This is a genomic window from Sulfurirhabdus autotrophica (genome assembly GCF_004346685.1).
Taxonomy (GTDB): Bacteria; Pseudomonadota; Gammaproteobacteria; order Burkholderiales; family SMCO01; genus Sulfurirhabdus; species Sulfurirhabdus autotrophica.
Map to the genome: position 1 here is coordinate 33,881 of NZ_SMCO01000002.1, position 13,803 is coordinate 47,683.

A 13,803-nucleotide genomic window follows, 5' to 3' on the forward strand; every position below is an offset into this window, starting at 1 on the left:
ATGGGTGAACCACCCACAACCACTTCTATCTACGTACTTTTTTCCAGCTGCTTGCAACATGACAACGCTCACATTGACCGCTGAAGCCGCCATTGTGCACATCGTCCTTCAAGTGACAACTGACACATGCTCTGCCAGGTTTGCTCTGACTACCGGCTGTTTCCTTATGACAGTCATAACAGGCCACTTTTATGTGCGCCCCATCCAGTGCAAAGCGAGTAGTACCATGGTCAAAGTCCCATGATTGCCATGTACCAGTGTAGTGACAAGACTCACACTTGGTGCCGAACCGCCGCTTGTGCTTGTCATCTTTTTCATGGCATGCAATACAGGTGGAAGGCGCATCTTTGAATGCCGGAGTCAGATGACATTTCTTGCATTCCACCTTGGCGTGGCTACCTGTCAATTGAAAACGCGACTTATTATGATCAAAAGGGGCTTCTTGCCAGCGCTTCTCGTTATGGCAACTTTCGCACTTATTGCCAAGCTGCCCCTTGTGCTTGTCATCCCCGCGGTGGCAATCAATACACTGGCTGCCTAACTTGACTTTATAGATGGGCCCTTTCTCGGGAACATGGCAGGCATCGCACTTGGTTTTTATGTGCTTGCCCTTCAGCGCGTATTTGGTTTCTCGATCGTGATTGAAGATACTGGTCTTCCAGTCCTTCGCTGTATGGCAGGTTTCACATTTTGCGCCATAGCGACCTTTGTGACCTTTGGCGTCATCGTCCTTGCGGTGACAAGCCACGCATTCCTTATCCACTTTTATTTTGGCATTCGGACCGGAAATACCGCCCTTGTGACAGGACTCACATTTAGCATCCCGGTGCTTATCCCGCAGGGGAAAATCCGTATCATCATGATCAAAGACTGAATTTTTCCATCCGCGTTCGTTATGGCAGGTCTCGCATTTTTCACCCAAGTTACCGCGGTGCCCCTTGTCCTGATCATCTTTTTTATGGCAGGCAACACATTTTGTCGGCAACTTTTGCTGCTGATATAGCGCCCCTTTCTCAGGTAAATGACAGGACTCACATTTAGCCTGCCGATGTTTCCCCTTCAATGCATAGTGGGTATCAGCATCGTGATTAAATGTGATCTCTTTCCACCCTTTATCGTTATGGCAGGATTCGCATTTAGTGCCATATCTACCCTTGTGGCCTTTTTCCTGATCATCCTTTTTATGGCAACCATTACAGGTAAGCGGCGTGTGCTGGAATGTTTTATCCGCATGACACTCCTTGCACTTAACGTCCGCGTGTTTCCCGCCTAGCAGCGAGAATTTGGTTTTCTCGTGATCGAAACGAGCTTCTTTCCAGGATTTTTCGTCGTGGCAGCTTTCGCACTTCTTGCCCAGACTGCCCTTATGCCCTTTTTCCTGGTCGTCCTGCTTGTGGCAGTCATTGCACAATTTAGGCGTGTCACGGTACTTTACTTTGGAAACATGGCAGCTGGCACACTTGGTGCGCGCATCCTTGTGCGCACCCTTGAGTTGAAAATTGGTGTAACTGTGATCAAATTTTTCTTTATCTAAAACCGCAAGCTTTGCGTTGCGCCCCTTATGCTCGGTATGACAATTACGACAAGTGCTATCCTCAAGCTTCCCGTGCATTCTTGTCTTGCTGCTAATATCCGCTGCGATTTCCTTGTGACAATCGACGCAAAGCTTGGCTTGGGCGACTTTGTCAAAACGCTTGTGACATTTGTTGCAGTCCAGTTCGTATTTGGCGTGACCTTGAATCACTGCGCCCGGCATCAAAGCCTTTTCAAACTGAGCAGCATTCGCCACACCAGCAAAGCTGGTCAGCAATAGCAACAAGCTAGTAAAGATGAACCGCAATAACATGAGCGATCCCGCTGAAGACCAACAGATAGATGAAAGGTACATGAGCAAGATGCCAGAGAGAGAACAATTTTGTCCACCCCGCCATCTGGGCGAGCCGGATGATTGCAAAAAGATAGTCGTCTATTTGTCGTTTGGCCAAGTTGTAGTTAAGTAGAAGTTGCGCGTGGGGCCAGCCCTGCTTTTTTGCTTCTGCAACCAACACTTTTTTGGCATCGTGACGAATTCTACGCGAGAGCTTTTTCCCCCTATGTCGCATCGTCATGAAACGCCAGACTCGATGTAGCGTACTGTCAATCGGAGCAAAAGCTGCCTGATGAAAATCCTTAAGCCTGTGCTCAATGTTTGGTTGTAACGAAAAAACCGATCCAATATGTTCCTGGCGCTCCTTGAATTCGGCCTCCAGTTCTGCCAGTGTAATTTCTCTTCCGTACATACCGCGGTGAATACGGCGGTAAACAAAACGTCCTACTACACCACTCAAAGCAACCAGCAACATTGAGAGCAAGGCAATATTGGCATTCATCGAGCCGGTTTTGAAGGTGGTATGAAACAGGATAAGCACTGGGCCGCCAATTCCCATGAACATATGGTAACGAAACCAGTTTTCCATTTGCCCAAGTCGTTCCAGCGCACGAACACGCTTACGCAAGGGATAAAGCAACAGGCTAAGCATGATTAACCCACCTGCCAAGCCAAGGTTATAGCCTAAATCAGATCCTGCAACAAAAAGGTCGGCGAAAGCCACCAACCAGGCCAGGCCAAGAACAAGCAGTACTAATAGCCCAACGGAAAAGCGCCACAGCCACAGCAGTGCGGTTTTTGTGATGGGTTTAATTTGTATATCTAAGGGTATGGCGTTCATTAATTTTGAATATAATTGGTTATGCTTTATTTTATTTATATCCAGGGAATACGGTAAAGTGAACAATCCGTCACTTAAACCCATCTATACACATGGGTATTCGCGATTATAATGTTCCGTTACCAATTTTGTCATTAATATTAATTTATGTCTGATTTCGTCTTCTATCTTGTACCGGCATTGTTCGTCCTGATTGCGATTGCACTACATATAAGATCCAATAAAAAGGCCCACAAACGCCATGCGGAAGTTCTGAAAGAGGCTGTGGAATCAGGCTTGACTGAGCCTCCTTCGTTGCACCCCGTCGTAGACGCCACCATCTGCATAGGTTCCGGTGCTTGTGTCCGCGCATGTCCGGAAAGTGCATTGGGTGTCATCAGTGGCAAGGGCCTGCTGGTTAACCCTTCTCACTGCATCGGCCACGGCGCATGTGCACCAGCGTGCCCCGTTGGCGCAATCAAATTAGTTTTTGGTACAGCCAAACGTGGTATGGAAATCCCCCATGTCACACCGGAATTCGAAACCAATGTTCCCGGCATCTTCATTGCTGGTGAACTGGGAGGTATGGGATTAATTCGCAACGCAGTCAGGCAAGGCACTCAGGCTATCGGAACAATCTCAAGTCGCCCAAGAGGTAAGGCTGATTTAGATGTTGTCATTGTGGGAGCCGGGCCTGCCGGAATTTCCGCCTCGCTTGCCGCCAAGCAGAGTAATTTACATTCTGTCACTATCGAACAGGAAGATTCTCTCGGCGGCACCACTTACCATTATCCGCGTAATAAACTGGTGATGACCTCACCGATGAATTTACCCCTGATCGGCGAGATAAAAGTGCGTGAAATAAGCAAGGAGTCGCTAATGGAAATCTGGCTGGGTGTACTTAAAAAGACCAGCCTGGACATCCACTTCAGTGAACGGATGGAAGATATCAGCCAAGAAGATGGCTTATTCGTGGTTAAAACCAACAAAGGCAGCTACCGCACTGCAAATGTATTGCTCTCCATTGGACGTAGGGGCACCCCTCGCAAACTGGGCGCCAAAGGGGAAGAACACCCCAAAGTTGTTTATCGACTGATCGAAGCCGAACAGTATCGAAACCTCCACGTACTGGTAGTTGGCGGTGGAGACAGCGCACTTGAAGCGGCTTTGGATATCAGCGACCAACCTGGCACCATCGTCACAATTTCTTATCGCAGCAACGCCTTCAGCCGGGTCAAACCCAAAAACCGCGACAGGCTAGACCAAGCCATCGCCAAACATCGCGTTCAAGTTGAATTAGAAACGACAGTCAAAGAAATCACCCCAGAACTGGCAATTCTTAAAAAAGGTGACGAACTAATCGAACTACCCAACCAGGCAATCATCGTTTGCGCAGGGGGAGAATTACCTACCCCCATGCTCAAAAAAATTGGGGTTCAAGTGAATGCGCACTATGGCACTTAAGATGACAGGGTAGGAACCCAAGACGAAATGAAGAACGTAGCTCACATTTCATGTATCCAAATTCTTAGCCGCCTTGCTGTCTACGCACTGCTCACAATTATATTGCCAGTAGCCACCAACGTTACATACGCGGCAGAACCGTCGATTGATATTTCATTCGGCACGCAAAAGCAACACCTTACCCGCACAGAACTACTCAGGCTCCCTGCCCTACGAACCATTAAAGTTCGAAGCGACATAGTATATAAACGCACAACAAGCTATCAGGCCATACCTTTATCCGCATTGATCACATCGATGCCGCTCATCGAATCAGTACAGTTTACTGCGCTAGATGGATTTGTAGCCAATATTCCCGGTAGCTTGCTTACCAGCGAAGCACAACCATGGTTGGCAATAGAACAGGCTAATAAAGGATGGCCACCATTAAAGTCGGGAAGCAGCAGCGCAGGGCCATTCTATTTGGTATGGCTAGCGCCTGAAAAAGCGGGTATCTCACCTGAGCAGTGGCCGTATCAGATTGCAAAAATTTCGGAAGCAGCGCCACTGGAAAAACGCTACCCGCAAATTCTGCCGAAGACCGAAGCGAACAGCCCTGAGCAACGCGGAATGCATGTGTTTATTGCCAACTGTGCGACATGTCACAAGATGAATGGCGGCGGCGATGCGGCGGTGGGACCGGATCTAAACATTCCTTTAAGCCCCACCGAATATTTCAAGGAACCATTTTTACGCAAACTGATTCGCGACCCGACATCGGTACGAAACTGGAATAGGCTCGCCATGCCTGGATTTACACCGTCTGTGTTGAGCGATACGCAGCTGGACGAACTTTTATCCTATCTTCAACAGATGGCAATTCAGCGCTAATATTGTAAATGAGTGATTTGGCGTTAATTGGCATATTATCCAGCAGCGTTGGATCCTGACAAGTTACTCACTGACAGCTCTCATTCGCAGGCACAGATCAACAAAAAGTGACCGTAGCTGGTACACTGCAGGAATTGCATTCTGCTAACAGCGTGCCGCAAAGTCGTCATTCATCGTTAACCGAATTCTGGCGGTAGCGGCAGACCGCTTTGGCCGATTATGCACAGCGCTTGATTATGAGAAGTAGCGAGGTAGTTTTTCGCTAGAGTGGTTGTTGGGAGCGGCCCCGACGTTGATTGACAACTGCGAGCGCTTAACATAATTTCCACTTTTGTTTGGACTGAGATGTAACGGACAACGGACTGTTATGTAACACATCTCTTTCCATCAGGCCGAGTGTATCCCCAACCAGGCTGCCCTGTCGGTGAAGTCCTGTGCATTTGAATTATGAACGCCTGCCAAAATCCATCGTTATCGTCCGCCTTGCTCACAGGTGGATGGCCTTATGGCTCGGTGATTATGTGAAGATCGAAATTCGTGCTTGCCGTGGCAAATCAGCGTTTGGTGCGCATTTTGATCCTTCACTTGACATAATCAAGCACTGTGCATAATCGGCCTTATGTGAAGCTTCACATAAGGCCGAGATATTATCGTTGACATGATTCGCATTTGGATATCTTGGGGGCAAGCATTACATCCCTAACCAAAGTTACTGGAATCGAATTTTTTGGAGGTAGTAACAAAGCTGAAATGAAATCGACTCAGGTACCTTTGATTTTGTTATTTTCTGCTCTAGACTCGGCAATATGCAGCATATTTACATCAGATGCAGTATAATTATGCACTTTATTTAATTGTTTGCCGCCCCAGTGGTGGCTTAGGTATACGACCGTTAATTCACAGGCCGTAGATTCGAAGCCTACTCGGGGAGCCAGACATAGCAAGCAATCAGGCCATCCTTTGAGGTGGCTTTTTTTTCGAGCGGATCAGTCTCTGACTGCCAGCGACGATGTGTTCAAGAAAGACTCGGACGCAAGACATGATCGCTTCAAAGCTGTATTGGCAGTCTAGGAGTCCAGTGGGTAATCCCTTCAGCGAGATGGGATCCCAGTGGGTTTCAACAAATATTAAGGAGCAATACCAGTGACCAACGCACAACGCAAAGCACTCAGTCGCATGGCTGAAATGAATTCATCAAGTAACGACAGCAAACCTGAACCAACGCACAGTAGCGCGTTCTGCCCGCATGAGGCAGGCGCGTATTACCTTGCGACAGTGGGAACTGTCGGCAAGGTCATCAACCTATTCGCCAAGGAAATCGAGCCGCCCGTTTACACATACGCCATCACCACCATTCATTTTGAACAGGATCCCGATACCGGCAAATGGATATGGTTCGATAGTAAAGAAAAGCTATCACCACGCAAAAACCAGGATGGTTGGCGTCTTGGCAGCAAGAAGTTATATGACACACGCGAAGGCGCAGAGGCTGAGCTTCAGCGCATGATGGTCAAAAACGGTGACCGGGTGACCAAGGTACATGACCTGCCAGATGATATGACTAAACTGAAAAAGATCCGTAGTACCCACCATCCAGACCGCAACAACCCCGATTCCGATCATGATCTCTATCAAGCTGTTATCGAGAAAATTGACAGGATGCGTGCGGTGAGTTTGAGAACCACACCGTAGCCTGACCGAGTACCCCACCTTTGCCCGGTGGGTTTTTTCATGGCAAAGCATCGCACAGTTTCACCTTCTTTGGATTGCTTTTTGTGAAATTCACATTTCCCGATAATCGTTCGGAACCTAAGGGGCGGAGCCCAAATGAATTTGTGAAAAGAATAGAGCTCCGTCCCAAGCAGTTCGATTGTGACTGTTCAGGTGAAGCGAACATTGTGGCAGGTAACGCCGACATCATTTTCATAACCTCTTCAGTGTTTCCTTAGGCCGACTTTGAGACACCTTCAACTCTAAACGAAAACTGCCATTTGGCACGCTAGAGAATGGCAGAACACATTCGAAATGCAAAATACCATGATTAAATTTAAGAAGCCCAGTGTAAAAACCAGGCCTTTTAAACGTTAATGTCCGACAGACTTTATTGTTTTATATTGATCTAAAACAATAAAGTCTATCGAAAACGAAACTCATAGCTATTTGATTTCTATGGCAGTTGAAAATTAACAAAATCATTGCAAAGTCTGTCGGATTATCAATAAAAGCACTCCGACAAAAACACTTTTACAATATAGTCTGTCGGACATAGGCTACAAGCCAGTTTCTAGCCACATGTAGCTGATAAATAATATCTACAAAATATTTGCGTATGTCAGCTTTGTTGGTAGGCGTACCGCCATACCTGACCCTAAGCAGGCAGTCATGTTGAAGAAACTTGAAACGCTAATATCTCTGATAATTTTGCATTAATGGCAGGCAACATCCAGTTTTAATAGCGTTGTCCAAACATATCTCAAAAGCCTTATTCAACTGCTGGCAAGTCAAAAAAAAGTGAATCCGACTCATTTAACCAACTATTTTCAGGTGCAATCGAAGCAAGCTGCAAGGCATTAGGCAAGTCGCCCATCTTCGAAGTGTAGCTAGCAAGACGCCACTCTTTCAGGAGATGGAGCGCAAGTTCAAACGCGTCATAGGGTAATTCATATAACTTCACCAATCTGAATTCTAAACCAGCATCCAGGGCAGTTAGAAGCTCGCCTAGCGTGTTAGCCGCTTCTGTGCCTTCGTTTTTCAAAAGGTACCTGTTAAATTTTATAAGCAGTTTATCCATTGCCGGTGTCTCCAAATTTGCTACAAATAACTACAGATACCTAACTGGCGCGTACTTATTCAATAGCACCGGACTGCTTTAACATATTTGCAATCGCGGATTGATTCATCGCATTTGCCCAGTGCAGAGGCGTGTAGCCTTGAGTTCGCAAATTCGGATTAGCACCATTTGCCAACAAAAGTGGTATTAATTCATCCGTCCCTTCCATCACATCCCAAAAAACAACAGATCGACCTTCTTTATCAAGGACATTAAGTTCCGGTGATTTCTTCAATATATTTTTTGTTAACGCTATATCACCGTTCTTAACTGCCAACATGACTGGCGTCATACCCTCACGATTGAGAGTGTTCACATCCGCGCCGTGTTGCAACAGCAAATCAGCAATTTTCGAGTATCCCAATTCAATGGCGTTAGACAATGCCGAATTACCATCATCGTTAATTGCATCAACATCCGCGCCAGCTTTCAAGAGTATTTTCACCATGCTTAAATCACCACGTAATGCGGCAATACCCAGCGGTGTAAATCCTGAACTTCCTTTAGTATTCACAGGGACATTCTCATCCAGCATGAACCGCAGCATTGTTTGATTACCACCGGTAGCAGCCAGCAATACAGCATTGTTTCCTGAAGCATCCGTCGCCTGTGGGTTGGCACCCATTCCAATCAACATTTTTACCAGTCGCATGTCACCTTGCCCTGCAGCCTCCATCAAATTAAGATCATTTTCAGTAGCTGACCATGATGGATTTGAGGCCAACATACTAATGGCGCACATAAGCAAGGTCAAATTTCGCAGATTGTTATATTTCATTGCAAGCTACTGCTTTTATCTACCCGTTGCATATCAAGTTTATCTCTGTAATCACTCACAGCAGACTCGATTTTTACACTTTCAATTTGCGTAAAAGGTTCATTTTGTAAAAGCGAGTCCAGGAAACCTTTATTCTTATATTTCTCTAGCAATTCGACATTCAGCTCATACAGCGTAATGTTTTTCTTCTCACATGAAGCTAATGATTGACCACGTGTCGCTAAAGAAGCTTCCAGTTTTACTTTTTCTTGTGAAGCGATTTCCTGATCAACTGCGGATTTTTTTAGCAGTGCAGCTAGATTGGTGTCCGTTAAACTCAGTTTTGCTTTTAAGCTATCATTCTCAACGCGCAACTTTTCAAATTCCTTCTCAACTGCATTTTTACCCCGATTGGCACGCGCAGCCTCATCTTTTAAACCGCCCGACTGAGAAGTTAATTCACTTAACTGTTTGGCAAGGTCGCTTTTTTCCTGCTCAAGCACTGATTTTTCTTCTGCTGCCTTTTTCTGTATCAGTTGAATTTTGCGCATGGCTTCCCGTTCGGGATCCCTTTTTGCTGCTAAAGAAGGGCCAGCAAACATTAAACATACCAAAATTATCGAAAGAGTCGTAAAACCAGATTTAGAATTTCGCATTGAGATCAACCTGTAATACATCAATTGCCAGTGGCGGACCATCTATTGCATCAGCACTCATATAACGCATACTGAGCCAGGCATTTTTTCCGATACCGTAATTTCCACCAACAAAATAACCTTTGGTATCGGTACCGCCCAAATGAAAGTCTGAGTCAGTGAATGCGTCCAGCACTGCATCACGCTCTAGATGCCGGTAACCAACATAAGCTTGCCAATCCCCCAGCTTATAGGTATCCAGCATGCCAAGAGTGACTTTTGTCTGGTAACCCTTCACCCTAGGCTCAATATCCTGTCCAGTGCGCTGTAATATTTCGGAACGGTTAAACCCGACGTTTTTTACGTAATCTCCGGTTACAACCACATGAACCGGATCAAATGCGGCAAAATCTGCTGAAGCGGTTAAATTGATTTCACGGAAATTTGAAGATAGCGCCCAAAGATTCGTAGCGGGATTTCCGTCGTTATCAATATTAAATACCGAGTTTCCCTTCTGGCGAAATTGCGGGGCAGTCCCGTTGAAATTAGAGGAATTAAGAACTGCATTTGGTTTCCCCGCCACATTCATATACTGATAATAGGCAAGCCCCACCTTGAATTTCGACTGGTTATCAGAGATCCATTCTCCCCCACCCTGAATACCATATAGCCACTTGCTTTTTGCTTTTACCGTGTCAGAAGATTCTATTTCCTGCAAAGGGAATGCGCCACCCGTTAAGAATCCTGTCAGATTGTCTGTAATGCGTGGTTTTAATGTGGCTGCTACACCTTCAAAATTCAAATCCTTATCCCATACCAGGTCTGTAGAAAACCATGGGTTAGGAATACGACCTCCCGAAGCACTCAGCCAGCGATAAGGGTCATATTTCAAGTAAACCTGATCAAACATCACGCTGTATTTGTTAAATGAAGTGCCCAGCGTTTGATTAGTGGAAACAGGGTCCGTGGTATTTCCAGTAGTCAGCCTCAAGCCAGCAACAAGATCATCTGTCACTTTAGCTTTCACGTTTAGTCTGGCACGTAATCGTAATCTCTCCCTGTCTTCTGATGTGTTATTAATATTAATTCCGAATGGCGCCAGCTGCGTAGGCGTAAAATTGTCTTTCTGAAATATATCCTTCTGATAACGTAAACGTACATCTCCATCCAGTTTGAATCTTCCCACCCAATCAGGCAATGCACCTGGATCTCCCCACCGTTCATTTTTAGCCTGGGCCAATACTTCATGTTTAATCTGCTCGCGAATTTCCTTTTTAACTGACTCAGGCACATAAGGCACACGAATCACGCCTGCTTCAGTTTTACTAGAGAAAGCATCAGTTACAGGAGACGCAGCCGCACGGGTTATCAAAGCTTCGGCCTGTTTTTTAGGCAGCAATCCCTGATCCACTAACGCCTGAATTAAATTCAGTGTTGTCTGCCGTAATGCTTCCAGCTCTTCTTTTTCACCAGCTGAGGCGCCTTGACAAGCAAGCGCTAAGGACACAGCCAATACGAGTTTTTTGGTTTTGAAATTCATGGTACTCCAGTTTCAATATATCTATCAGCAATGCAAATGACTGAAAGTGAAAATTTTATGTTCTTGAACTGATACGCAACTTAACAGGTTGTGGCATATCATCCGGCGGCATATCTCTTAATGGCGGCATCGCTGTCAATGCAACCTTGATTGCAGCATCTGTTTCGGGATTCCCGCTCGACCCTGTTAACTCAAAGTGATCAAGGCTTCCATCATGTTTAAGCCATACTTTTACAATTGCCTTGTAATCCCCGTTACGCAGGCGTTTATCCTTGGCAAGCGCCTCCTGTATTCGTTGCTTGAGCAAGCCGGTATATCCTGAAAACTTACCCCCGCCACCGCCAAACAAATCTCTCCCCCCTTTTTTACCAATCAACCCGAAACCGTCTGCTCCTAGGCCACCATCAGCATCAACGCCCAGATCTTTACCTGCGGGAGTATCGTCTTGTGTTTGTTGTGGTGTTTCTGGTTCTGGCTGAGGTTGATCGATTTTCACCTCTTCTTTCTTGATTTCTGGTTCAGGCGGTTTTTCTTCTGGTTTGGGTGGAGGAGGAGGTGGCGGTCTAAGCAGCGATATTTGCTGAACTACCGGTTTTTTTACCGGTGAATCCGAATTCAACATACTGCGCACAAACAAGAAAAACAATGCTGCCAAACCAACAAATCCGGCCCCTATCAATACTTTTTTCAATACCCTGTTATTCTTTTCATTAGTCATACATGCGCACTCAGTACAACCCTATTTGACCAGACGCTGGGTTACTAATCCAAGCTGGGTGATATCAAGCCGCCCCAACAATTCCAACACTTCAACTACCTTATCGTATTGAACATGCGCATCCCCTTTGATCACCACGGGAAAATCAGGTGTCACAGCCTTCATCTGCTGCAGGCGTGTTTCCAGTTCGGCCAATGTCACAGGGTAGGTATCCAGAAAAATCTGTCCATCCTCGGCTATTGTGACTGCCTTGGTACTGGGTTTGGCCAAACTTGGCGAGGAACTTGCCTTGGGCAAATTCACCTTAATGCCTTGCACTGAAGCGGTTGTCATGATGATAAAGATAATCAACAATACGTACGCCAAATCCAGCATGGGCGTAATATTGATTTCGTCATACGGTTGATTTTCTGCCTGAACCTTCATGTTTTTTCCTTACTGCTAAGCGTGATAGTGTTCAGCTACTTTGCTGATGAACTCATCGACAAATACATGCATGTCAGCAGTAATATCCTTGATTTGACTGCCCAGATAGTTATAACCAAACAGTGCCGGAATCGCGACTCCCAGGCCAGCAACTGTCGCCACCAAAGCCGCAGCAATACCTGGCGCAATCGCATTAACGTTCACATCCCCACTCGCGGCAATGGCTGCAAAGGTAATCATTACCCCTACCACTGTCCCCAGCAGACCCAGGAATGGCCCACCACTAATAGCAATTGTCAGCAATACCATTTTACTATTAAGCCGCTGGTTTTCCCGTATGAGTGTTGCATCCAGACTTGCACGAATAGCATCAATCGCTTGTGGCGAAAGTGTTTCACCATGCAATTTGGCAGGATCAGTACTTCCAAATCTGTTTTTGATTTCCTGCACACCAACGTGATAAATACGGAATATAGGTGAATTTTTAAAATCACCATGAGAACCGAATAATGAATGTGAAAATTCGGATTTGTTGGATTCGTCTACATCCAGTGCACCAGGATCTCGCGCCAGCTTCTTGAATGAATCTGTGAACTTTGCATTATCTGCACTCATGCGGTTAATAATCATGCCTTTCCCGATCATGACTATCCAGCTTATGACTGCCATCACCATGAGAATACCGATGACGACCCAACCATCCAGCGTCACACTGTGCAAAATTGTGCCAAAGTAGGAGGCGCTTTCAGTTTCGGCGCCTTCTTCTTCGCCTTCGGCAAAGGAAATCATCTTGGCATCCTGACCTTGTGATAAAGCTTCCGCTTTGATCCACTCAGCAGAGCGCGCTCCATTCAATATCTGCACTTCATCCAATTCACCCTGAAAGAAATGCTCGCCTGATGCAGTTGCACCCATTACCATATCGCCGTCAAGCGCAACCATTGCTGCGGGCTCAGATGCAACCTGTTTGCCATCAACATAAATCGTTACAGCATTTGAAACCGTGACAGCAATATGATGCCAAACGCCCGGCGCAATCAGTACATTACTTTTCACCTCGACCGGTTTTGCACTCTTCAAGCTGACATATAAACCAGAGGCGTCCATTCCAATTTCTATGCCACCAGCACTACCTTGCCGAGAAAAAAGCACTTCATCCTTTGCCGCTTCCTCTTTAACCCCGGCCTTGCTTCCAACTTCTTTGGGCGCATTGACTTTCACCCAGGTCATGAAAGTAAAACCCTTATCGGCCGAAATACTATTGGCAGGAGTCCCGGTTATGACAATTTTGCTTTTTCCATTGAACGACGCTGAAGACCCAATCACCGAACCACTCTGCATTGTCACACCCTGAGAAGTGATTGGATTGCCATAAGCTGTAGCATCTTTGAAGCCATTTTTATCTTCAAAATGCAGAACTGCTAACTGGTTAACGTCATAAATACCCTTATCATCACTGACGGTTGCTTTTTCATTACCGTAATACATCCAGAATGAATCGGCTTTTGATGCGCCAGCCACTTTGGGTAAGTTCACCCAGATAAGCGCCAGTTCATTTAAAGGATCAAATTTTTCGATATGAAATTTCAGGGGCGTTTTATCATCACCAGCAACAAAACGAATATCAGAGCCATCCACTTTTGCGTTTGCAAAAGGAAAATTTCCTGTATGCAAACGAACCAGTACCGGAACCTGGTCAAGACTTTGTTTGATATCTGCTCCGGTCTGGGTCGTGTCCAATTTTACTTGTGTTCGGCTGGCCCAGTCGTTGCTCCATTTAGCTTGAGCCAGGGTTGGCAAAAGCAAAGCGATAGCAAGGCAACTAATTATTCGTTTCTTTATTAGGATATTTAATTTCATGATGAAAGCTTAATAG

13 protein-coding genes are annotated in these 13,803 nt (G+C 45.9%); 4 read left to right on the forward strand and 9 right to left on the reverse strand.

Translation table 11 applies throughout. From position 1 onward, the window contains the following. Positions 1 to 25: 25 nt before the first annotated feature. Together EDC63_RS04420 and EDC63_RS04425 are read right to left on the reverse strand one after the other, a co-directional pair. Positions 26 to 1,846, reverse strand: coding sequence for a cytochrome c3 family protein (locus EDC63_RS04420; RefSeq protein WP_124948278.1), 1,821 nt, complete (start codon positions 1,844 to 1,846; stop codon positions 26 to 28). After that, on the reverse strand, positions 1,821 to 2,708 hold the full coding sequence (locus EDC63_RS04425; protein WP_124948279.1) for a hypothetical protein: 888 nt from the start codon (positions 2,706 to 2,708) through the stop codon (positions 1,821 to 1,823). The genes EDC63_RS04420 and EDC63_RS04425 overlap by 26 nt, the downstream gene beginning before the upstream one ends. Before the next feature lie 147 nt (positions 2,709 to 2,855). On the opposite strand from EDC63_RS04425, the gene EDC63_RS04430 reads away from it, so the two are divergent. From EDC63_RS04430 to EDC63_RS04440, 4 genes are all read left to right on the forward strand, one after another. After that, positions 2,856 to 4,151, forward strand: a complete 1,296-nt coding sequence (locus tag EDC63_RS04430; protein ID WP_124948280.1) for an NAD(P)-binding domain-containing protein — start codon at positions 2,856 to 2,858, stop codon at positions 4,149 to 4,151. Positions 4,152 to 4,178: 27 nt separating this feature from the next. After that, positions 4,179 to 5,021 (forward strand): c-type cytochrome, encoded by an 843-nt coding sequence (locus EDC63_RS04435; protein ID WP_124948281.1) that lies wholly within the window; start codon positions 4,179 to 4,181, stop codon positions 5,019 to 5,021. A gap of 434 nt (positions 5,022 to 5,455) precedes the next feature. After that, the gene (locus tag EDC63_RS18515; RefSeq protein ID WP_165922907.1) at positions 5,456 to 5,632 is read left to right on the forward strand and encodes a hypothetical protein; all 177 of its coding nucleotides are present in this window, start codon (positions 5,456 to 5,458) and stop codon (positions 5,630 to 5,632) included. A gap of 532 nt (positions 5,633 to 6,164) precedes the next feature. After that, on the forward strand, positions 6,165 to 6,713 hold the full coding sequence (locus EDC63_RS04440) for a hypothetical protein (RefSeq protein WP_124948282.1): 549 nt from the start codon (positions 6,165 to 6,167) through the stop codon (positions 6,711 to 6,713). Positions 6,714 to 7,503: 790 nt separating this feature from the next. Here EDC63_RS04440 and EDC63_RS04445 read toward each other — a convergent pair. The 7 genes from EDC63_RS04445 to EDC63_RS04475 form a co-directional block, all read right to left on the reverse strand. Further along, the gene (locus EDC63_RS04445; RefSeq protein ID WP_124948283.1) at positions 7,504 to 7,776 is read right to left on the reverse strand and encodes a hypothetical protein; all 273 of its coding nucleotides are present in this window, start codon (positions 7,774 to 7,776) and stop codon (positions 7,504 to 7,506) included. A gap of 91 nt (positions 7,777 to 7,867) precedes the next feature. Next, positions 7,868 to 8,629 carry an ankyrin repeat domain-containing protein gene (locus EDC63_RS04450; protein ID WP_124948284.1) on the reverse strand — a complete coding sequence of 254 codons (762 nt, stop codon included), beginning with the start codon at positions 8,627 to 8,629 and terminating at the stop codon, positions 7,868 to 7,870. After that, the gene (locus EDC63_RS04455; RefSeq protein ID WP_124948285.1) at positions 8,626 to 9,264 is read right to left on the reverse strand and encodes a hypothetical protein; all 639 of its coding nucleotides are present in this window, start codon (positions 9,262 to 9,264) and stop codon (positions 8,626 to 8,628) included. The genes EDC63_RS04450 and EDC63_RS04455 overlap by 4 nt, the downstream gene beginning before the upstream one ends. Continuing rightward, positions 9,251 to 10,783, reverse strand: a complete 1,533-nt coding sequence (locus EDC63_RS04460) for a putative porin (protein ID WP_124948286.1) — start codon at positions 10,781 to 10,783, stop codon at positions 9,251 to 9,253. Before EDC63_RS04460 ends, EDC63_RS04455 begins: the two co-directional genes overlap by 14 nt. 55 nt (positions 10,784 to 10,838) lie before the next feature. Continuing rightward, positions 10,839 to 11,501 (reverse strand): TonB C-terminal domain-containing protein, encoded by a 663-nt coding sequence (locus tag EDC63_RS04465; RefSeq protein ID WP_124948287.1) that lies wholly within the window; start codon positions 11,499 to 11,501, stop codon positions 10,839 to 10,841. Between the two features lie 21 nt (positions 11,502 to 11,522). Then, on the reverse strand, positions 11,523 to 11,927 hold the full coding sequence (locus EDC63_RS04470) for an ExbD/TolR family protein (protein ID WP_124948288.1): 405 nt from the start codon (positions 11,925 to 11,927) through the stop codon (positions 11,523 to 11,525). Positions 11,928 to 11,942: 15 nt separating this feature from the next. Further along, positions 11,943 to 13,787, reverse strand: coding sequence for a DUF2341 domain-containing protein (locus tag EDC63_RS04475; protein ID WP_124948289.1), 1,845 nt, complete (start codon positions 13,785 to 13,787; stop codon positions 11,943 to 11,945). Positions 13,788 to 13,803: the final 16 nt, after the last annotated feature.